22 protein-coding genes are annotated in these 19,302 nt (G+C 59.0%); 5 read left to right on the forward strand and 17 right to left on the reverse strand.

Going from position 1 to position 19,302, the window contains the following annotated elements:
• The first annotated feature begins 443 nt into the window (after positions 1-443).
• Positions 444-1,328: a hypothetical protein gene (locus AC1DNK_RS14700; protein WP_477941824.1), complete on the forward strand. Its 885-nt coding sequence runs from the start codon at positions 444-446 to the stop codon at positions 1,326-1,328.
• 278 nt (positions 1,329-1,606) lie between these two features.
• Here AC1DNK_RS14700 and AC1DNK_RS14705 read toward each other — a convergent pair whose 3' ends face one another.
• The 5 genes from AC1DNK_RS14705 to AC1DNK_RS14725 form a co-directional block, all read right to left on the reverse strand.
• Positions 1,607-2,188 carry a hypothetical protein gene (locus tag AC1DNK_RS14705; protein ID WP_477941825.1) on the reverse strand — a complete coding sequence of 194 codons (582 nt, stop codon included), beginning with the start codon at positions 2,186-2,188 and terminating at the stop codon, positions 1,607-1,609.
• Positions 2,189-2,389: 201 nt separating this feature from the next.
• The gene (locus tag AC1DNK_RS14710; protein WP_477941826.1) at positions 2,390-2,686 is read right to left on the reverse strand and encodes a hypothetical protein; all 297 of its coding nucleotides are present in this window, start codon (positions 2,684-2,686) and stop codon (positions 2,390-2,392) included.
• Positions 2,683-2,904 carry a hypothetical protein gene (locus tag AC1DNK_RS14715; RefSeq protein ID WP_477941827.1) on the reverse strand — a complete coding sequence of 74 codons (222 nt, stop codon included), beginning with the start codon at positions 2,902-2,904 and terminating at the stop codon, positions 2,683-2,685. Before AC1DNK_RS14715 ends, AC1DNK_RS14710 begins: the two co-directional genes overlap by 4 nt.
• Positions 2,901-3,488: a hypothetical protein gene (locus AC1DNK_RS14720; RefSeq protein ID WP_477941828.1), complete on the reverse strand. Its 588-nt coding sequence runs from the start codon at positions 3,486-3,488 to the stop codon at positions 2,901-2,903. The genes AC1DNK_RS14715 and AC1DNK_RS14720 overlap by 4 nt, the downstream gene beginning before the upstream one ends.
• Positions 3,489-3,513: 25 nt before the next feature.
• On the reverse strand, positions 3,514-3,879 hold the full coding sequence (locus AC1DNK_RS14725) for a hypothetical protein (RefSeq protein WP_477941829.1): 366 nt from the start codon (positions 3,877-3,879) through the stop codon (positions 3,514-3,516).
• A gap of 49 nt (positions 3,880-3,928) precedes the next feature.
• Here AC1DNK_RS14725 and AC1DNK_RS14730 point away from each other — a divergent pair, with 49 nt between their 5' ends.
• Positions 3,929-4,312: a helix-turn-helix domain-containing protein gene (locus AC1DNK_RS14730; protein WP_477941830.1), complete on the forward strand. Its 384-nt coding sequence runs from the start codon at positions 3,929-3,931 to the stop codon at positions 4,310-4,312.
• A gap of 3 nt (positions 4,313-4,315) precedes the next feature.
• Positions 4,316-5,125: a hypothetical protein gene (locus tag AC1DNK_RS14735; protein WP_477941832.1), complete on the forward strand. Its 810-nt coding sequence runs from the start codon at positions 4,316-4,318 to the stop codon at positions 5,123-5,125.
• Between the two features lie 508 nt (positions 5,126-5,633).
• Here AC1DNK_RS14735 and AC1DNK_RS14740 read toward each other — a convergent pair.
• Positions 5,634-5,981 (reverse strand): hypothetical protein, encoded by a 348-nt coding sequence (locus AC1DNK_RS14740; RefSeq protein WP_477941834.1) that lies wholly within the window; start codon positions 5,979-5,981, stop codon positions 5,634-5,636.
• 36 nt (positions 5,982-6,017) lie between these two features.
• On the opposite strand from AC1DNK_RS14740, the gene AC1DNK_RS14745 reads away from it, so the two are divergent.
• Entirely contained in the window at positions 6,018-6,251 is a 234-nt protein-coding gene (locus tag AC1DNK_RS14745) for a hypothetical protein (protein ID WP_477941836.1), read from the forward strand.
• Here the strand turns inward: AC1DNK_RS14745 and AC1DNK_RS14750 are convergent.
• The 9 genes from AC1DNK_RS14750 to AC1DNK_RS14790 form a co-directional block, all read right to left on the reverse strand.
• The gene (locus AC1DNK_RS14750) at positions 6,195-8,576 is read right to left on the reverse strand and encodes a hypothetical protein (RefSeq protein ID WP_477941837.1); all 2,382 of its coding nucleotides are present in this window, start codon (positions 8,574-8,576) and stop codon (positions 6,195-6,197) included. The two genes, AC1DNK_RS14745 and AC1DNK_RS14750, sit on opposite strands and share 57 nt — an antisense overlap.
• Positions 8,576-8,800 (reverse strand): hypothetical protein, encoded by a 225-nt coding sequence (locus AC1DNK_RS14755; RefSeq protein ID WP_477941839.1) that lies wholly within the window; start codon positions 8,798-8,800, stop codon positions 8,576-8,578. The genes AC1DNK_RS14750 and AC1DNK_RS14755 overlap by 1 nt, the downstream gene beginning before the upstream one ends.
• A 420-nt stretch (positions 8,801-9,220) precedes the next feature.
• Positions 9,221-9,388 (reverse strand): hypothetical protein, encoded by a 168-nt coding sequence (locus tag AC1DNK_RS14760; RefSeq protein ID WP_477941841.1) that lies wholly within the window; start codon positions 9,386-9,388, stop codon positions 9,221-9,223.
• The gene (locus AC1DNK_RS14765) at positions 9,385-10,302 is read right to left on the reverse strand and encodes a YdaU family protein (RefSeq protein WP_477941844.1); all 918 of its coding nucleotides are present in this window, start codon (positions 10,300-10,302) and stop codon (positions 9,385-9,387) included. Before AC1DNK_RS14765 ends, AC1DNK_RS14760 begins: the two co-directional genes overlap by 4 nt.
• A 5-nt stretch (positions 10,303-10,307) precedes the next feature.
• A complete protein-coding gene (locus AC1DNK_RS14770) occupies positions 10,308-11,750 on the reverse strand; it encodes a replicative DNA helicase (RefSeq protein ID WP_477941846.1) in 1,443 nt (480 codons plus the stop codon).
• On the reverse strand, positions 11,747-12,049 hold the full coding sequence (locus AC1DNK_RS14775) for a winged helix domain-containing protein (RefSeq protein ID WP_477941848.1): 303 nt from the start codon (positions 12,047-12,049) through the stop codon (positions 11,747-11,749). Before AC1DNK_RS14775 ends, AC1DNK_RS14770 begins: the two co-directional genes overlap by 4 nt.
• A 229-nt stretch (positions 12,050-12,278) precedes the next feature.
• Positions 12,279-12,482 (reverse strand): helix-turn-helix domain-containing protein, encoded by a 204-nt coding sequence (locus AC1DNK_RS14780; protein ID WP_477941850.1) that lies wholly within the window; start codon positions 12,480-12,482, stop codon positions 12,279-12,281.
• Between the two features lie 107 nt (positions 12,483-12,589).
• Entirely contained in the window at positions 12,590-12,961 is a 372-nt protein-coding gene (locus AC1DNK_RS14785) for a hypothetical protein (protein WP_477941852.1), read from the reverse strand.
• Between the two features lie 212 nt (positions 12,962-13,173).
• A complete protein-coding gene (locus AC1DNK_RS14790; RefSeq protein ID WP_477942180.1) occupies positions 13,174-14,424 on the reverse strand; it encodes a tyrosine-type recombinase/integrase in 1,251 nt (416 codons plus the stop codon).
• Between the two features lie 677 nt (positions 14,425-15,101).
• On the opposite strand from AC1DNK_RS14790, the gene AC1DNK_RS14795 reads away from it, so the two are divergent.
• Positions 15,102-16,151, forward strand: coding sequence for a porin (locus AC1DNK_RS14795; protein ID WP_477941853.1), 1,050 nt, complete (start codon positions 15,102-15,104; stop codon positions 16,149-16,151).
• A gap of 104 nt (positions 16,152-16,255) precedes the next feature.
• Here the strand turns inward: AC1DNK_RS14795 and AC1DNK_RS14800 are convergent, their stop codons facing one another.
• Complete coding sequence (locus AC1DNK_RS14800) at positions 16,256-17,143, reverse strand: alpha/beta fold hydrolase (RefSeq protein ID WP_477941855.1); 888 nt, start codon at positions 17,141-17,143, stop codon at positions 16,256-16,258.
• A 56-nt stretch (positions 17,144-17,199) separates the two neighbouring features.
• Positions 17,200-19,266 carry a lytic transglycosylase domain-containing protein gene (locus tag AC1DNK_RS14805; protein ID WP_477941857.1) on the reverse strand — a complete coding sequence of 689 codons (2,067 nt, stop codon included), beginning with the start codon at positions 19,264-19,266 and terminating at the stop codon, positions 17,200-17,202.
• Between the last annotated feature and the right edge of the window lie 36 nt (positions 19,267-19,302).

Below are 19,302 nucleotides of genomic sequence, written 5' to 3' on the forward strand. Positions count from 1 at the left end.
TACCCGACGCCCACATTCATCCCTTGACCGGAAGACGCCGGATCAGGCTTACTTCAACGCGCTGACGCCAATGATGGTGGCGGCATAATCGAGGCGGATATCCACTTAACAAAACGCCCGGAACTGTTCAGACAAACCGAGCCACCTCTGACTAGGGCTGCTTTTGCCGCTTCCGTGGTTGCGACAGCCTCACGATTGGGTTGGGCTGCACGGGATTTTGGACACGCTGCCGGCGTCGCTGACACTGATCGTCTTCGGGGGGAATTGTTCGCCTCGCTGGCCGCGGTGCAGCGAGTTAATGACGAGAAAGACTCATAACACGAAATACTGGTCGCTTTAGCAAAGTGGCGAGCCCCAGCAAATATAAGGTTGTTTCTATTTTCTGAGCCTACTATCGCAAGTGGACGAATCTACCTATGACTTGAAAAAAGTGGGTGGAGCGTGTGAGTTCAGAGAAATTCGAAAAGGCCATACACGCATGGCTGAACGACGCACATGGCAGGATCTACAGATTCCGTCGCGGCGCTATGAGCCTGTATAATAATAAACTCCCGCGAGAGTTCCGGTTCTTCGGCGTTTTCCATTGGCTCACCAAGACAAGCATAGCGTCGTCGGCACCAGGCTTTGCTTGGTTCTATGGGTCGATCGCGGGGACGGTTGCGGTCGCGGCCTCAGTGGTCATTTTCTCTGCGAACTCTTTCGCTGGCTTTATGGATCGGATGTCGCGCGAGAAAGCTTCGAACCCTTCTGACAACCAGGCAGACATCTTGGTGCGATTTGGCGACCTTTTGAGCGCGATCAAATCGAAAGCCTCACAAACGAGAGATAAAGATGAAGCGATAACCGCTTGTCTGAGCATTCTGGAAATCTTTTCTCGGCAGATCACGAAAGCCAAGAAAGGCGACATCTCCGTGTCCCTTGCTCTCTACAGCGGAAGCAGTCGAAGCAAGATGAAGATCCGGCATCGGAACCTGGGCAACGAGAGACCTCGCAACCGCGAATTCGACTCGGCCAATGTGCTAGGTCATCATGCCTGCCAAAGCGGCGCATTCCCCCGAGTCGTCCACGATATCCGTCATTTTGGTTCAGTTGCGATGAAAAGCCCCACGCAATCCAAGGTGAGTTATAAGTCAATCTTCATTATTCCTTTGGAAGTCGAGGGAATTAATGAGACGGTAATACGCGGGTTTGTTTCGATAGATGCCAAGCTGCCATATGCATTCTATGGGAACAGAGCCAACGTCATCATCGTTACGTGTGAGCCAGTCATCAATCAGCTTCGTGAACTGATTCAGGAGGGTAATGGTGTCCGCACTTACAAAAAATGACTCCGGTGTAATTCAATCGAACGTCTCAAGGCATGCCAAGCGCCTCAAGGATTTAAGCGATGAAGCCGCGGAAATCCGGAGGAAGCATCGCAGCGGGGAGTTAACGGCCGCACAGGCTGAGAAACTTCTCGCCGAACTCCGCAACAGGCATGTCTCGTTGATTGACCGGTTCTTCTAAGGCCTGGTGGAAGCGCCACTCAATCCCGGTCGGTCGGCGGCCTTGCCTTCGTCCCGATTGAGGTAGTCAGCCAGGCGGCGAACATCTGCGCTGACGTTGATCAAAGGGAACAATACAGAGCCTGCATCATCGCAGCCCCACCAGCGCACGCTGATAGTATGCTGACCGTAAACACGACACGATGAGCAACCGTGAGGGCAAGGATACGCTTCGCGTCGCGCTCGACCTGCCGCAAACGCATTGGCTCGAAATCTTCAACCGAGACCATGTTTTGAAAGATGTGGCCCAATTCTCCGACCGCCTTAAGGCGCACGGCAAGTATCACGTAGATCTCCCATAGCACGAAGAGCGAGACGGAAATCATACCCATTAGGCCAACGAACGAAGTCATCTCCCTACCGAGATTGTCTTTTACCAATCCCCACGTGGCAAAATATGCCGCGTAACCGATGACCGAGACGGCACTGATGTAACGAGCACTTTCCTCGTTCACCGCCTTGATGTTGCCGGCTAGCTCACTTCGATAGCCCTTGATCTGTTCCTCAATTGCCCGGGCCTTTTCTCGATACTCCCGGGCTCTTTCTCGGTATTCGTTGGCATCGCTCATCTGCTCAAGCTTTTTCCAGAGAACTTGAATTTCGTCGTCCAGAGCAAGCATATATCGCGCGGTCTCGGGGTCCATTTCTGCTCCATGATTCGGCATCGACATTTTGGAGCAACGTAGATGGCGAGACTAGATGTGCCTCGCTTTGCGAAGGCGCCCCTGATCGATCGCTTTTTGCCATCTCCTCGTCAACGATGGCCTCGCCAGTCTGCAGCAGCCAGCGGGACAGGTAGAACATGCGGCGCGCGGTGCGCAGGCGGATGATGCTCCAGATCATGCTTAAGCCCTCCTGCGCATGCGAGGCGACTGGCAAAGAACCTTGATGCCTTGAAGCAGCTCCTGGGCAATTTCTCTCCCGCTGCCGTCGAAGTGCAGGCCATCAGCACTTCCGCTTTCGGCAATGAAGACGTCGAGTGCATCCCGATCAGCGAGGCCGGACTCTGCCGGGTCGAGTTCCCTGTCTCCGCCTTCTTCGAGATCTGCCTCCCCGTCCATGACATCGAGGAGCGCGATCAGCTCCTCAATCCGGTGCTCCAGTTCGGACCGCCGTAGGCGATAGATTGCAGAAACCCTCATGACCCGGACCCCTCCATCATTTTTTCAAGCTCACCGTGGATATCGGCAAGCTTGTCGTGAACCTCGCCGGCTACGGCGCCAAGCGCATCGCCAGCTTTTCGCGTAACACCAGCACGGTTGCCGACCGCCATGATGATGGCCTGGTTGAGAGCGATAGCGGCATCAAGCCTATCAACGAGGTCGAGAGGCCCAAGGTATTCTGTCGAAGGCCGGGTCATGCTGCGGCTCCTTGCAAGTAGCCGAGCGCGGCCTTCATCATCGCATCGCCGGCATCGCTGTTATAAACGCCGCCGTCATCGGTCATGGCGATCTGAAGGGCTGCAATTGCCGCGTCCCGGGTTTCTGCAGGTTTCGACCAATTCTTCAGCACTTCGAGCTTAGGACCGTACGAAACGTTGCTGTAGGCATTCGCGCCAGCGTCGTCGCGGGGAGCGTTATTGTTGAAGTCCTCAAGGCTGGCCTGATAGTCGCGAATTGCCTGGAGAAGGATGCTCGGCTCTCGCTCCGCTGCGCGGCGATCGAAGCAATCCGAGTTGATCGGATCCCACATCTCGCGGATCTTCGCGACCATCTCCTCGCAGTGGAAGGCAGCAAAGACAAGGTTCTCGCGTTGATCCGGCGTGAAATGGTAGAGGTCATGTTGGCCCGGCCACTTGCAACGATTGCCGCCTACCATCTCCTTGACCATATCCGAGAGGATCGACACCATGCGGCGTGCATTCTCAATCGGATCTTCCAAATCTGACACATCAAGCTTTCGCGCGGACATAGCTCCGCCGGCCGACTGAATCGGGTCCTTCATTTCCAATCTCCTTAAAGGGTGTGGGTTATCGGCGGCTCGATGAGACGGCGACCCTCTCAAGCGATGAAATTTCGACAAGCACTGCGAGGCGATCGGCGCTACCGGCAACCCCCCAGCCGCGGGCGTCATCCCGCATTAGTTCGGTAGTCAGCTCCTGCACCCGATCAGCGGCGCGCTGCTGGACGGTCTTGCGGGCTTCGGCAATCTTGTATTTGGCCGTCATCCATGCGGACTTCAGGGCACGAGAGAAGGCTTTTCGGCGGGCTGCAGCGTTGGCAGGACGAGCGAGCGCCGTATCGCGGCGGTAGAATTTCCAGGCCATGCCCATTATGCGACCCAGGTCGAATTTAGTCATACCTTCGGCGGCGGCCGGAATCGGTGAGATCGGCATTTGCTTTGTCCACTTGAGAAATTATCAACCGTGCTTGAATTAACCTTAATTGCAGGTTCAGTCAAGCGGACTTGATAAAAAATCAATTGCAGCTTATAAAATTCGCATGGTCACATCCGAACAAATCCGAGGCGCTCGCGCCATGCTGGGCCTCACTCAAGCCGAACTCGCATCCGCAGCCGGTATATCGACGACCGGCCTGAACAATATTGAGCGGGGTACAGCCGACCCCAAAGCTTCGACATTGCGAGCGATCCAACAGGCGCTTGAGAGCGCCGGCGTCGTTTTCCTTGACGGCGCCTATTCAGGTTCCGGTGGCCCTGGCGTGCGGCTCGCTCGCCCATCTGGCAGAAGCATAGACACTGACGAAAGCCAGACGATCCAATACCGAGACATGTACGAGAACGATGCTCCACCCGGAGCCGGCGGCTAACAAATGAACGAGGGCAAAAATAGTCCTGGTCCCGAGCCAGAAATCAGCGCCATGATTTTTGGCTGCGGCGTGCTCGGCGGAGTAATGGCGACCGTTTTCGGGATTGTTGCTGCCGGTTCGTCCAGTTCGCCCTGGATCAGCGCCGCGGATTCAGCGACGTTGATTTCGGGCTTTGGCGGCGCCGCTCTCGGCGGCGGGATATCTTGGCTCCTTGCAGGCCAAGCAGCACGCCAAAGCATGGCGCGGGAAGAGAAGCAGCGCCTTGATGCATCTATGGCGGTCGCGGCGTCTGCAAGCCTAAAGCTGCTAGTGATAACGAACGCGCTCTATACTTTTCAGCGGCATATAAGCAGCGCGCGCGCTACCCGCCCACCCAATGCGCGGCCACATGAGGTAATCCGCCCAATCACGGGGCTCGTTTCCTATCGCTCGCACTTCCTAGCGACAGACTTCCAGCCTTTTTTCCAAGTTGATCGAGGCGACATTCCAAATCGAGCGTTGCGTTTGGAAACCCGTTACGAGGCGTTGGTCAGCACAATTCAAACCTATAACCGTGAGCATCTTGAGTTGCAGCAGATGCTGGCCCCTTATCGCCCCCTTAATCACGATGGCCTTGAGCGCATTCGCATCGCCGCTGACGAAACAACGATTTCCCTCATCGCGACAAAGACGCAGGTTCTCGACGATCTGATGACGGCGGTTATTAAATTCGTGGATACAGATTACGGAGAAGCCCAGGCAATTTGCTCCGAATGGGACGAGATATTGCACGGACTGTTCGGCAAGCGGTTCCTGGGCCTACCGTCAACCTGAGGGTAATTCGCCTGCAGGCGGAGAAGGGCGGGGCCGCGATGTTGACCTCTGTCTCTCGGCGGGCCGGGTCAGCCACAACAAGCGAGTGGGTCCGCCAAACCCTTATCGAGGCAGCCGCCAAGTTGGCGCTTACGTCGCCGCGGACCTGACGGCTGCGGTGCCGATCCTTATTCAAACACCATAACAAACCATAACCGTGACGGGACGAGGCGCTAACTTTTGCTAACAGGCGAGCGCTGTTTTGGCTTGATTAATTTTGATTAAAATCAAGTTGCCTCACGTCGAGATCCGGGCAAATCAGTTTTGTATCAATTGTGGGAAACCCTAACAGCGAGGTTCGCGCCACCGCGGCGCAGATTCCCGGCGCGACCTGCCCGCTACTGGGCGAGAGGTTTCCTCTTGAGTGAACCTGACCGGCCGCGGAGACAAAACCACGCCCGGAATGCAAAGCTGGCTTCAGGTTTTCAGGTCAGACATCACACGAAATTCTTATCATGCCGCCACCTACCTAATTGACGGTCTGCAGCCGAGGGGCAAGCGAATGCTTGGCGTCAGCTTCGGCAAGGGCGCTTAGAACCCGATCTACATACACGAAGGACTGCGCGGCTTCGGCGAGCCCTTCTGTTTGCGGATTTACAGCCAAGCGATCAATGGCAACGCCGAGCAGTTCTTTCGCCAAGCGGAGGAGGGCCTGCGCATCTGCCAGGACTACGAGTTCGGTCTCGTCGATCGAGGCGAGGGCGGCGCGCATCTTGTCTCGGGTATCGTCTCCGCTCCTGCCTACTTGTTCCCGCAGGAGGTCCACGAAGTCGACCAGATCGGCAACCGATTGAAATTTGTCGTAACCTGTGCGCATCTTGGCGTCCTTCTTCCTGAAAACCGGAAACCGGCAATGGCCTATCGTCTGATCCAGATCGTTTGCATCGCCTTGATGGCAGCGGCCATTTATGCGGTGAATGTAGTGACGGACGGCATCGGGCATCTCCTGGGAGACAACTTCGATGCCGGCTTCCTTGTCGGCATGGGCTTCACCATTTTGGTCTACCTGCTTATTTGCTGGGTAGACCCATCATCTCGCCCCAGAGGGGCCGGACACAAGCAGAGCCCGAACGACCGGACTTACTAGCCGGTCCGCTTGGCTCTGTTTGGATCCAGCAATCAGCGCCTTGATGATTTCGGCGTTGGGGTTGCCTACAAGCGACCGGGCTAAGCTTTCCCTCGTTGCCTCGCCCCGGTTCGGGGCGATCAGCCGGATTATCTCTTCCAGCTTATCGAGGGCCATTGAGCGAGCGGCGCCGAGTGTTCCGCCGGCCTTCCAGGACTCTTTCAGCCCGAAACCATCCGTGCCGCCACCGAGTTCGCGTTCAGCAGCCTGTCGCGCAAAGGTCTCGCTGTTGCCGGTGACAGTGTTCGCTGTTTTGGCAAATGCCGTCTCGTTTTCCAGGACGCGGAAGAGCCGATCGGCTCGCTCCTGCCCAAAGAGCGTGGCAAGGCGCTCGCGGTTCCAATCGCCAGAGGATTTGATTTCCCGGTTCAGTGCCGCGATGTCGTTGGCATTGTTACCGAGGATCCGATCCAGTTCGGCGCGGGCGCCCTGAGATAGGCGGAGCGGAACGGCAGATGGGCCGACCATCTCGCCTTGCGGCTGGACGCCTCGCTCCACCTCGTCGACGAGCTCGGAAGGCCGCGGCGCTGTCCTCCCGCTGTCCAGGACCGTCTGCCCACGCTGCAGCGCCTCGTTCTGCCTCTCCAGTTCGGCAAACCGGGCATCTACTTCCTTCAGACCGGGAACGCTGTTTGCCAGCACCTCGTCAACGCTCTGGCGGGCCATGGTGAGGGCGCGTAGCGCGTTAGGGTCCGTTTCCGCTGCTCGCATGCCGTCGAGCGCCTGGCGCGTCTGGAAGAGCGTCTGAGGGTTCGGATCGAGAGTATCGGTGCCGGTGATGTTCAGCATTTCTCGAGCCCGTTGAACCGCGCGCTGCGCAGGACCGCGAAGATTGACCGCTTGAGCTTCCAAGGCTTCGGCGACAGGGGCCGTATCGGCAGCACGGGCATTCTGGAAGACGTTCGCATACTCCTGTCCAAGCGCCTCTTGGTTGGCTCGAATTCCGGCGGTGACTTCGGACGGGATGACGGCAGGACCAAAGCTTTCATCCACGGCGGCGCCGATACGGGCGTTCGCGCCGGTAGAGCGATCTAGGAGCGCCTTGCGGACAATCTCCTGCCCACGGCCGGGAGCGCCAGCCAGTGCGCCCGCCTGCTTCTGCAGGTTAGGCCCAAGATCGGCGAGCATGGCGTCCGGGCCCATCTCTGCCAGCCGCGATTCCAGCGTGGCCGGATCGATATCATCCGCCGTCACGGCGCGGCGCAGGAAAGTGAAGGCCTTCGGATCGATACCGGCGCCGCGAGCTGCAAGGCGTGTGCGGCCTACGTCGATAAGGGATTTGACGCCCTTGCCGACAGCTTGGCCGATGAGAGGACCGGCGAGACCGCCAGCCGCTCCCCACTTGCCGCCTGATAGGATTGCGTCCTCGTCACCCCCAGAACGGACGGCAGCGTCCGTGGCGCCGAGGATTCCCCCAGAAGCGGCGGAAGCACCGCTGCGTAGCAAGAGACCGCCACCACCTGCGCCGAAGGCAGCCGGCGCGGCCATGACCATAGGAACGGTACCGCCGACAGCGCCAGCGACCTCGCCGGCCGTGTGCACGACAGGGTGAGCATCGGCCGCATTCTTCGAGGCATCCTGCGCCTGCTGCAGGTTCGCTGCATAGCTGTCGCCATCGACCAGAGTGGCGAGCGCAGCCGCACCGCGCTCGGCGCCAGCCTTCAGGATGGGACCAGCGATCGGGATACCATCCAGCGCGCCGGTGAGGCCCGCACCAACGGCACCGTTCGCGCCTTCCATATCCTGCTGAGCGATGAGCTTCTGGCTCTCCTCAAAGGACGGATGCGACTTGGACTTGGCCTTGATGTTCAATTTCGCTGCGATTTCATCGACCGTCGCATTCTGTTCTTCCGGCGAGAGGTTCATGAAAGAGCCGTCTACGCGAACTCTGACGCCATCGATGTTTAAGACTTTGCCGCCGACCGCGGCCGGAGCTGATGACTGAGGAGACGCGGCGTTGATATCTGTCGCGTTGTCCAGGCTGAGGCCCGCACCCGGTTGATTGCCTTGGACCTTGCTGCGCGCGTTCTGGATGGCAAGGATCTGCTGAGCATCGAGGCCAGTGCTTCCCATCGATGCTTTTAGGTTCAAGGCCGCTTTCTGCGCAGACTCATCGTCCGGTGCCTCCATCTCATATTTCTGGCCGTCGATATCGATCTGGTACCGGTTAGGCGCAGTCTGGGTTGGTAGCCCGCGCCGGCGGCTAAGTTCCGCCTGCGCCTGCCGGCGCCGCATTTCCTGTTGCGCCTGGCTCACCAGATCGTCGTTTCGCAGAACATCGGCCATTAGCGCGCTCCCTCGTTCAAGTCGCCTGGATGGAAAAGGCCGGAAAACTCCCGGCCCGATGACTTCAGCTTGTCGGCCGTCGCCTGCAGCACGAACTCGTTGACACTCATGCCGGCGCGGTTCGCCGCATCGAAGAGATTATCCCTGAAGCCGGACATCACCTTTGCCCCTCGAAGCATAACGGGAACCCGCGACTCTCGTGATGGCGCTGCTTGCGTGTTCATCGAAACCTTCTTGTTCGGATAGTGCATTTGACCACAGGGGAGGACGCAAGGGGATAGACGCTGTGCGGACATGTGTGCCATCCTGAGCGCGAAGGATCGACAGGATGCATCCGCTGGTAGGTGTATAATGTGGCTGTGGGGCACATTATACCTTCACCCCGATCCGATCGAGATAGAACTGGACGCGCGGATCGTCCCGCCTGTTGAGACGAAGCCGCTCGATCGCGTCATCATCGCCGCAAGCACGCATTTCAAGCGCCACGGCAGAGACCTGAATAGGCGCTCCGGTCTCCGCCTGCCTCCCTATGCCGTGCTTGAAGCACCATCGGCGCACGGTTCGTTCTGAGGTGTCCGCACGGTATGCCGCCTCTTTGATGGATATTATCTCGTCAGGGAACATCGGAACTGGAATAGGTCGCATTACGCTCTCGCCCTTTCAGCTCGAATGGCATTAGCGCGGGCAATTGCCTCGCACGCTTCCCTAGCCGTGAAACCAAAGCGCGATTTCAGATCGGGGATGATGCGCGCATTGCCGGCCGGCTGATCAGCAAGCCACCGTGCGGCGCTTTCAACGGAGCGGTCGCTCATGCTGCAAGCTCCATTTCCCGCCAGCCGACGCCGTCGTTAGGCTGGAGAAGGTGATCGGGAACGCGGCAGTTAGGGAAGCCCGGAGCCGGACCCCAGTTCGCGGTGTTCCATCTGCCGATCCGACGGCCATAGCCCAAGCGCTTGAGCCAATCTTCGTCGGTCGGTGGCGCCTCAGGTCGGATCGTGGCTGCAGCGATGAAGCCCTCGAAGCGGCGCTCGTTAATGAAAGTCGCCGCGTGCAACACCGGGTGATCGGGTTTCGAGGCTAAGAACGCCTTGTAGGGATTCACAGCCTTCGCACACTGTTCCTGCTCTTCGATCATCATCCGTCGCCAGCCAGAATAGGCTTTGGACTTCGACATATTGGGGGTTCGAGGGTACTCCAGCCAGAATGCTTCATATGCTTCTGAATAGGGTTTCCCCGTCTTGGATTTGCCCCGCTGATCCGAACTCGTTTCGGACAAGAGAGAAGAAGATTTATCTTCTTCTATGGATATGGATATGGATAGTTGATCTGCCGTTGGGTGCGCCGTTGGTAACGGCTTGACGACAGCCGTTGATGCCGCATCCTTGTTTTTCAACCCTTTAGAACGCGAAGACGCAAACCCTGCGGCGACTTTTTGTTCGCGAGTTCGTTCAACCTTTTCGCGCTCGGCCGTCAGCTTTTTTTGCGTCCACCCACCTTCCGAGAGCGTCCAGAACCGCATGACCACTGGCTTAAGAGTCGCCCACTTCTTGGCGGTCACTCCAACCATAAGAGCGAGGCGTCGGTCGTCATCGGGCAGGGCACATTCAGCGGTCCGCCAGGCAAACATCAGCAGTCTGAGATAGACGCCATGCTCTTCGTTGGTGAGATGTTGCGTGTCCGCAATGTAGGCATCGGTCCAGATCGGCAGAATTGGGAATTGCGCCATGGGTGTTACCTCGCGGCATTTCGAACCGCCGAGCATGCGATATCGACGAACAGGTCAACCGTCCTGACCGCGCCGTTTCGCTGCTTGGCGATGATGAATTCGAGCTTGTGCTGGCAGGCGTCCAGACGCTCCGAACGCTCCATCTCGGCGTCCTCGTCCTTGCCCTTGGCCTTTTCCAGGTAGTAGGCCTCGCGGTACAGGAAGGCGACGGTGTCCGCGTCTTGCTCCAACGAACCGGAGTCGCGAAGGTCTGCGAGCTGCGGTCGTTTGTCCTCCCTGCTCTCGACTTGTCGGGACAGCTGCGAGAGCGCGATAAGGCCTAGATTGTTTTCCCGGGCGATCTGGCGAAGGCCAGCACTGATCTCCGAAACCTCGTTGTTGCGGTTCCCGGAATAGCGCGAAGATGCGGCGAGCAGCTGCATGTAGTCGACGATAAGCAGATCGAGAGGGTTGCCAGCTTGATCGGCGACGTCCTGCATGCGATCCACCTTGACGCGGAGGTCCGCGATAGAGAGCCCTGACTGCTCCTCGATCCACAGGGGAAGTCGGTTCATTTCCTGCTTTGCGGCTACCAGATCCTCGAAATTCTTCTCGGTCACCCGGCCGGTGATCAGATCGGTGTAGGGGATACGGATATTCCGGTCGTAGGCGATATCGGTAATGGCGCGCATCGCAAGGCGAGGGGAAGCCATCTCCAAAGAGATGAACCCGACACCTGCGCCGGCCTGAGCGGCCTTGATGCCGATCCCCAGGGCAACGGCTGTTTTGCCCATAGACGGTCTTGCTCCGAGCAACAGCATCTCGCCACGATGGATACCGCCCGTCAGAGCGTTGATGTCGGCTAGCCCCCATGTGATGCCAGTTATGCCGCTTCCGGACTGAATGGCCTGCTGCGCCTGGTCCAATGCAGCATCAGCAGCCTCGGAAATGGAGAACCGTGTCTTGCCTCGGCCATTGCCGCGCAGCTCCGTAGCAACGCCGTCGAGGGCGCGCGTTGTGGCCTTGATCAGCTCCGACGCGTCGGTGGCAGGATCTGTTGCGGCGATAGCGATACGCTGAGCCTCGGCACCGACCGATACCCGTGCCCATTGCTGGATAAGATTGGGCACGCTGATCTTCAGGCCGCCGGCGCCGTAGACGCTGTTGGACACCAGCCGCGCCATGTAGGTTGCCAGCGGCTCTTTGAGGAAGTCCGACCAGTTCTTCGCTTCCTCCGGCGGAAACATCTTGAAGACGAGACCGATCGAGGCGCTGTTATATCGCTCGGCGGCAAGCTCGATCATCTCATAGAGCCGCCTGTGAAGCGGCTCGATGAAATATTCAGCTCGGACAGTGCCGCGCACGGCGCTATGCTGCCCAGAGGACAATACGGCGCCAAGCACTTCCTGTTCGATTTCGATGACGTGACCGCACTTTTCCAGGTCGATTGATGCAACGATCTGGTTCATGCTGCGGCACTCTCGGTCTCGTCTGCCGAGATAATCTCGGCTTCAGAGCGGAGGACATATCGTGCATGCGTTCCCGCGAACGGGCCGCCGTGCTGCTCGTCGATGGTTTCAATGATGAAGCCGAAGCGGCGCAGCTTGAACACATAGTGGGACCAGCGCGGGCCGGGGTGGTCGATCGGCGTGCATCCGCGAACCCCGGCATTGACGAGATTGCGGAGTGCCCAGGCATCGCGGCCAACAACCTTGATCGGCTTGCCGTCGGGAAGAATGCGGGCGGTGATTACAAGACGCTTTGCCATCAGTAGCGGCCTCCGAGTCCGGAAAGCTCGCAGATGACTTGTGCGTGTGCGACAGACACGGGAAACCGCTTGAGAACGGCTCGGACTGCGAGCGATGGAGATTGAATTTTGAGGGTGGGTGAACTAGGTTCCTGAGTATCGAGCGGCGTGGTGGTTGCTGCGATATTCGGAACCCGGTTAGCGCTTGCCCGCGCTGCCGGGTTTTTCCTTGGCTGCATGGCTCGTCACCTCATGCAGCTTTGGAAGTCGGAAGGGAGTGGACATAGGCGTCCAACTCTTCCGTGAGGAGCAAAGTCCGCTTTCCGGACTTTCGGGGAGCGAAGTGGCCTTCGCGGATGAGCTCATAAAGCTTGGTGCGGCCAATACCGCAGTAATTGGTGGCGTCATCGATGGTAACCGAGACAGGCTTGACCGAGATGGTTGCGGACAACATTTGCGGATTTCTCCGCCGGAGTGCTTAGCGTCCGGTGGCGCATCCAAGACCGTTCGTGCTTGGACGCCTCCCACATTATGCACGGTTTCGATCAGATCACCGCCATCCTAAATGGCCGCTTTAGATTGGCGCCCTCTCTTATCTATCGCCACCGACGAGCGGCCCGCCAAAGCATACCGCTCGCCAGCCTCTTGCATCTGATCACGGATAAAGCGGGGTGACAGATCCTCGATCGGCAATAACGAAGCGGGCGGGCGTAACTTTGCCCAGGCCTGAGCCGTCTGACGCTCGACGCCATAAGTCTCACATATCGTCTTGTTCGGACTGCTGTCGGCGATCATGCCGATGCGGACGGCCATTAGGTAAACGGTCGCCCAACCGATATCACTCTCTTCGAGCCTGCTGGCCTGTGGCCTGCCTCTTGCCTTCACATCGGAAACGGAAAGGGGGACGATGCCCCTGGCAAAACTGTCAGTCATCGCGGCCAAGACCGCGAATAGCTCGGCGGGGGGCGACAAGGCCAGCGAACCAGTCCGACACGACGAGGCGCACACTGACATTATATGAGAGGCGACGGAGTACCAGCGCCGCAGATACTCGCCCGTCCGACAATCCTCATTGTCGTGAATCTCAGCTCGCAGATGGCGTTCGGTGTCTAGAAGCTGCGACCAGGTGGGAGGCAAGTGATCGCTCATGCTTTGCGGCTTTCGAGCTGAATGACGTTCGAAACCTTCGGAGCCAGAAACTTTTCCCAGGCCTCCATCAGCTTGCGCCGCTTTGCCAAGGCGTCGCCGCGCCGGTACGCTCGCTCTGTCTCATCGCCAACGGCATGGGCTAGCGCTGCTTCGGCAACTTCCCGAGGGAATGCGGTCTTGTCGCCCGCCCAGTCTCGGAAAGCCGATCGGAAGCCGTGGACGGTGTAGCTGTTGAATTTCATCCGCCGCATGAGCATTGCCAATGCCATGACCGATAGCGGCTTTCCTTTCTTGGTGCCGGGGAAGATGAATGGATTGTCGTCAGTCCGCTCCTCCTGCTGCTGTCTGATCAGCGCGTAGGCTACATCGGAAAGGGGAACGCGGTGCTCTCGGCCTGGCTTCATCCGCTCGGCCGGCACGGTCCAGACCTTGGCCTCCATATCGATCTCGTCCCACTTTGCTTCTCGAACTTCGCCGGTTCTCGAAGCGGTCAGGATCAAAAAATCGAGTGCGCGGGCGGATGTGCCGGTCCAACCCCGAAGTGCGACCATGAAGGCGGGGACATCATCGTATGCGAGTGCGGCATGGTGACCACGGGCGAGCTTCTGCCGTTTAGGGAGAAGGTGGTCGAGATGACCGCGCCAGCGCGCCGGGTTCTCCCCCGACCTGTGTCCTTTCGCCTTCGACGAATCAAGCACGCGCTCGATACGCCCGCGCACGCGAGAGGCCGTCTCTGGCTTGTCGGCCCAGATCGGCTTCAGAACCTTGAGCACATCATCCGTGTTGATCTTATCGACTGTCTTCGCTCGAAGGGGCTTGGCATAGACCTTCAGCGTCATTTCCCATTGAGCAATATGCTTGGGGTTCCGAAACTGCGGCTTCATTGCTTCAATGAAATCGTCCGACGCATCGCCGAACGTCGGCGCCTCCTCACGGTCTCGCTCCTCAATGGGGTCTTTACCTTCGGCCACCAGCGCGCGGCATTCGCTCGCGCGCGTACGTGCTTTAGATAGCGCGATGTCCGGATAAGGTCCGAGACCCATCTCCCGACGCTTGCCATCACGTGACCACATGAAGATCCAGGACTTGCTGCCTGCATCAGAGACATTGAGATAGAGGCCGCCACCGTCGCTGTGACGTCCAGTCTTCAGTTTTGAGGACTTAACCACCACGTCGGTGAGCTTCTGCAAAGACCGTCCCAAGGGGTTTCCCCATACTTTTCCCCACTTCAAAGTGGGGATGACCATGAACATCTGCGAACACTCTAGAACAGATGAGCAGGGGGCGCCACAGAAATCCAGCGAACGCGGACGTTAGCGGACGGCCATGCACGATAGTATTGCGGACATCTTCTCCGCCATCCTTCCCAAAAAAGATCATTCAGCATTTCGTTTGTGACGCCCGGCTGCGAATCCGCATCGGGCGTTTTGCCGTTCGAATGGAATCGAATTCAGTTCCCCGCAGAATCAAAAATGGGAATCACCGCAGGCCGGATGTGATTCACGAGCCTCCATCTCTGGTCATCGGCGCAAACCAAATCCTCCGGCACGACAAGCAAGATGTGCCGAAAACCCCGAATCCGGCGGAAAATCGGTATCATTGCGGCACATAACGCCTGTTCATCCACATGTGAGATCCCGCTAAACCCCTGCAAAACCGGGCGTTTCTTAACGAAGTATAAAGAAGCCGGCGGGGCGTATGTCGATTTTGTGTCCTTTGAGCAACAGGGGTCTGTGAAGGCAGATGCAAACAGCACAAAGGAGGCAGTTGGTGATTGCGTGACGGACGGCGTCTTGTATTTTCAACCTCGGAAGCGAGGGCGGTTGATCGTCCGACTTCTTGAAACATGGGGATGGGGCAGGGAACGCTGCTCTAACGGCGAAAAATCCCAGACCCGATCGAAACTTTGAATTGGAGGTCACCAATGACAATCAAGAGCCTTCTTCTCGGCTCCGCTGCTGCTCTCGCAGTAGTATCCGGTGCACAGGCTGCCGACGCTATCGTTGCAGCTGAACCGGAAGCAGTAGAATACGTTCGCGTTTGCGACGCATACGGCACTGGCTACTTCTACATCCCGGGCACCGAAACCTGCCTCAAGATCGAAGGCTACGTTCGTTTTGACGTAAACTTCGGCTTCGGCGATGCATACGAAAACGGTGGCCTGGAAGACTGGGACGTCCGCACCCGCGGTCAGGTTCAGTTCACTGCCAAGAGCGACACCGAATACGGCCCGCTCACCGGCGTTATCGTCTACCAGGCTAACTACCGCCCGGCTGGCGTTCTCGGCGACGTTCAGAACGAAACCGTTCTCGACACCGCTTACATCGACATCGCTGGCCTCCGCGTTGGTAAGTTCGTCAACTGGTGGGATGATGACTTCTCGGGCGAGTTCGACACGCTGAACTCCGGTTCGACGAACTTCAACACCATCCGTTACCAGTATGAGTCTGGCGACTTCTACGCTGGTATCGCTGTTGAAGAACTCGGCGGCCAGGATTTTGCTTGGGAAACCAATGGTAACGACGTCGGTATCGACGTTGGCGTTGGTGGCACGGCTGGTGCCTTCACGTACCAGGTCATCGGCGGCTACGACATCGACGCTGAAGAAGGCGCTGTTCGCGTTAAGCTCGGTGCTGACATCGGTCCGGGTACCTTCGGTATCGCTGGTATCTACTCCAGTGGCCAGAGCGCTTACTACACGGCTGGCGAATGGTCGGTTGCTGCTCAGTACGCTGTCAAGGCTACCGACAAGTTCACCATCACTCCTGGCGTTCAGTACATCGGCAACACCGAACTTGATGCAGACGGCAACTACGACGACGGCCACACCTGGCTCGCTGGCGTAACGCTCGACTACCAGATCGCAGAGAACCTCTCCACGAAGCTGGCAATCAACTACGGCAATGCTGACGACGGCGCTGGCAACAGCACGGACGGCGTAAACGGCTTCTTCCGCCTGCAGCGCGCATTCTAATCTGATCTGACTTCGGTCTAATCAGGAAAGCCCGGCTCTTGAGCCGGGCTTTTTGCTTGTGTGGAGTTCAGGATCTAAGCGCTTAGCCTGTGGACCGTGGTCGCCTAAGCGCATTCCTCGATAAACCGCTCCAACTGTGATGGAATGGAATCGACATGCAGCAGCGGCGCGTGCCCCTGCTGCCGGGCGGTCAAGCGCACACTGTCAGGATGGCGCCTCAGCATCGCCGCAACTGTCTCCTCGGACAAAAGCTTTGAATTCTCGCCGCGCACGACCAAGAGCGGCGCAACCATCATCGCCGCAAACTGCGTCCAAAGATCCGGCAATGGCTTGCTGAAATCGGCGGCCGTCATCGCTTCCGCGATAGCGGTATCGAAGTCGCTCACGATTCCATCTCCGGTCTCACGATAGATTGCCTGCGCCATCTCCAGCCAGTCTGCTGCCGACAGTGCCGCAAAGTCTCTGCCATGCAGCTCCCGCAGCATTCTTCCCGCGTCGTCCCAGCTATCGGGCTGCCGTGCCTTGCCGAGATAGTCCTGGATATGCCGCAAGCCTGCCAGTTCCAGCACCGGTCCGACATCGTTCAACACCACGCCTGCCAATAGCTCCGGCTTCATCACGGCAATCAGATGCAGGATCAGTCCGCCGCGGGAGGTGCCGATGAAGATGGCGTGGTGGATGCCAAGGGTCTCGCAGAGGGCGAGCACATCCTGTGCCTCGACGGCGATGTTGTAATTGGCCTTGTTGTGATCCCAGTCGGAGAGCCCGCGGCCGCGATAGTCGAGGGCGATGACGCGGCGGGGTGATTTTGGGTTGGTCGAGAGCACAAACGCCAGCTGATGGAAGTCGCGGGAGTTGCGCGTCAGGCCGGGCAGGCAGATGACGGGAAGGGTGCCTGCATGGGCGCTGCCATAGTCCCGCGCATGCAGGCGCAGGCCGTCGGCCGTGGTGATCGTCCGTGCCACAAAGCCAGTTCCGAAATCGGTCGACATCGCCATCTCCCTGTCGAGAGAGAGGTTAGCGCCGGCGCATCATTGCGCAAGCGCTCTCAGGAGGAACGGCCGCCGATCATGTCGCGCACGATATCGGGCGTCTGTCCGAGGCGAGCTTTGTAGACTTCGTAGTTCTCCAAAACCCGCTGCACGTAGTTGCGGGTCTCGGGGAAGGGGATGCGCTCGATCCAGTCGACGATCTCGTCGATATTCTTGCCACGCGGGTCGCCATAGCGGGCGATCCATTCGGGCACGCGTTTCGGGCCGGCATTATAGGCGATGAAGGTGAGGATATAAGAGCCGCCGAAAGCGTCGATCTGCTCACCGAGATAATGGGCGCCGAGCGTCGCGTTATAGCCGGCGTCACCTGTCAGCTTGTCGGCGGAATAGGCGATGTTGTGCCGCTTGGCGACGGCCTTGGCGGTGCCGGGCAGAAGCTGAAGCAGACCGCGGGCGTTGGCGGCAGAGACGGCAGCGGGGTTGAAGGCGCTTTCCTGGCGGGCGATGGCGTATGCCAGTGCCTTGCCGGAGCCCGATATGTTGGCGCTCGCCGGAATGACGCCGACGGGGAAGGCAAGCGCTGCGACATCGATGCCGCGCGAATAGGCAATCTTGCCGATCTGCAGCGACAGGTGATGGTCACCGGAGCGCTCGGCCTGCGCGGTGAGAATCGCCAGTTCGCCGGGGCTCTGGATCTGGTCGGCAAGCGCCAGATAGAGTGCTGCGGCCCGCCAGCCGTGACCTGCCGCTTCTAGGCGCGCAATGGCCTGCACCGCCTCGCGCGATTGCAGGTTCTGCCGGTCCTCATTGGTCGGCGACGGATAGGAAACATTCAGCGTCTTGCGGCCCAGCCGTTCGCTGGCGAGCTGCCCGTAGAAGGTGCTCGGAAGGCTCGCGGCCTTGGTGTAGAACTCCTTCGATTGACCGGGACCACCGGCTTCCGCCGAGCGTCCGAGCCAATACCAGGCGCGTGACACGGAGAGTGGCCCGCTGGAAATCTGCAGGATCTTGCGGAAATGCTGTTCGGCCGCATTCGGGTCCTGAAGGCCGCGCAATGCATACCAGCCGGCATGGAACTCGGCCTCGACGATATCGGTCGGGCTCGTCGCCACGCTGTTGGAAACGATGCGGTAGGCAGCGGCAAACTGTCCCTGATCGACCAGCCCGCGGCTGATGATCCGCTGCTCGTTCCACCATTCGCCGGCATTCACCAGCTCGTCGCGCTTCGATGGCATCTGCGCCAGAAGCTTTGCTGCCTCGGCATATTTCTCCTGTTTGCGGAGGTATTCGATGCGGGCGAAGAGATAGCCGGGGTCGGTGCCCCATGTCTTGTCGACGCCGTTGAGCAGCACCGCGGCGTTCGGCGCCTTGGCGGCGACGGCCGCCCAGGCCTTGTAGAGCGATTGCGCCTGTCCCATGTCGCCGAAGCGCTTGGCTTGTGCCGTGCGGCCACGATACATGAGATAGTCCATGCGCGCCTTATGGTCGGCAGGCGTGATCAGGCCCGAAAACTCGGCCAGGATCTTGTCTTCGGTTGCCTTGTCCAGCCCCTGGCCGCGCCAGACCTTGCGGATATATTTGGCTGCCTGCGCCTGCTTGCCGGCCGAAACCAGCGCGCGCGACAGGATGATGGCGCCCTCGTTTGTCTCCGGCGCGGTATCGCCGAAAGCGGCAAAGACAGCCGCCGGGTCAGGGTTTTCGTCGTAGAGTGCGCGTTCCGAATTGGCACGCAGCCGCGAAAGACCGGGCCAGCCTTTCAGCTCCTGCGAGGCGCCGGCGATCTCGTAGGAGGGTATACCCTTCTGCCCGGACATGGCGATCGCCCAGGTCAGGATATGGCGGTCGAGCGTTCCCTTCGCCATGCCGTCGCGAATGGAGATCGCCTGCTGCGGATCCTTGGCAGATAGCGCGTCGAGGCCGCTCTTCAGGTCGCCGTTAACAGGCGCGACCGTGCGCGGAATGGCGCCGGTCATGATCGATTCCGGCATGGATGTCTGCGGCACATAGCCGATCGGCTTGACGTCGGGGACCGGAACATCTGTCTGCGGTAATGGCGACGCGACGCTGCTCCACGCGGCGGCCGATAGGCCGAGGGCGGTCAGGGTCAGGACAGCTCTTCTCATCCGGGATACTCGCAACGAAAACGTGGCCCCAAGTCT

It is taken from the genome of Rhizobium sp. 01N424, from assembly GCF_056399485.1.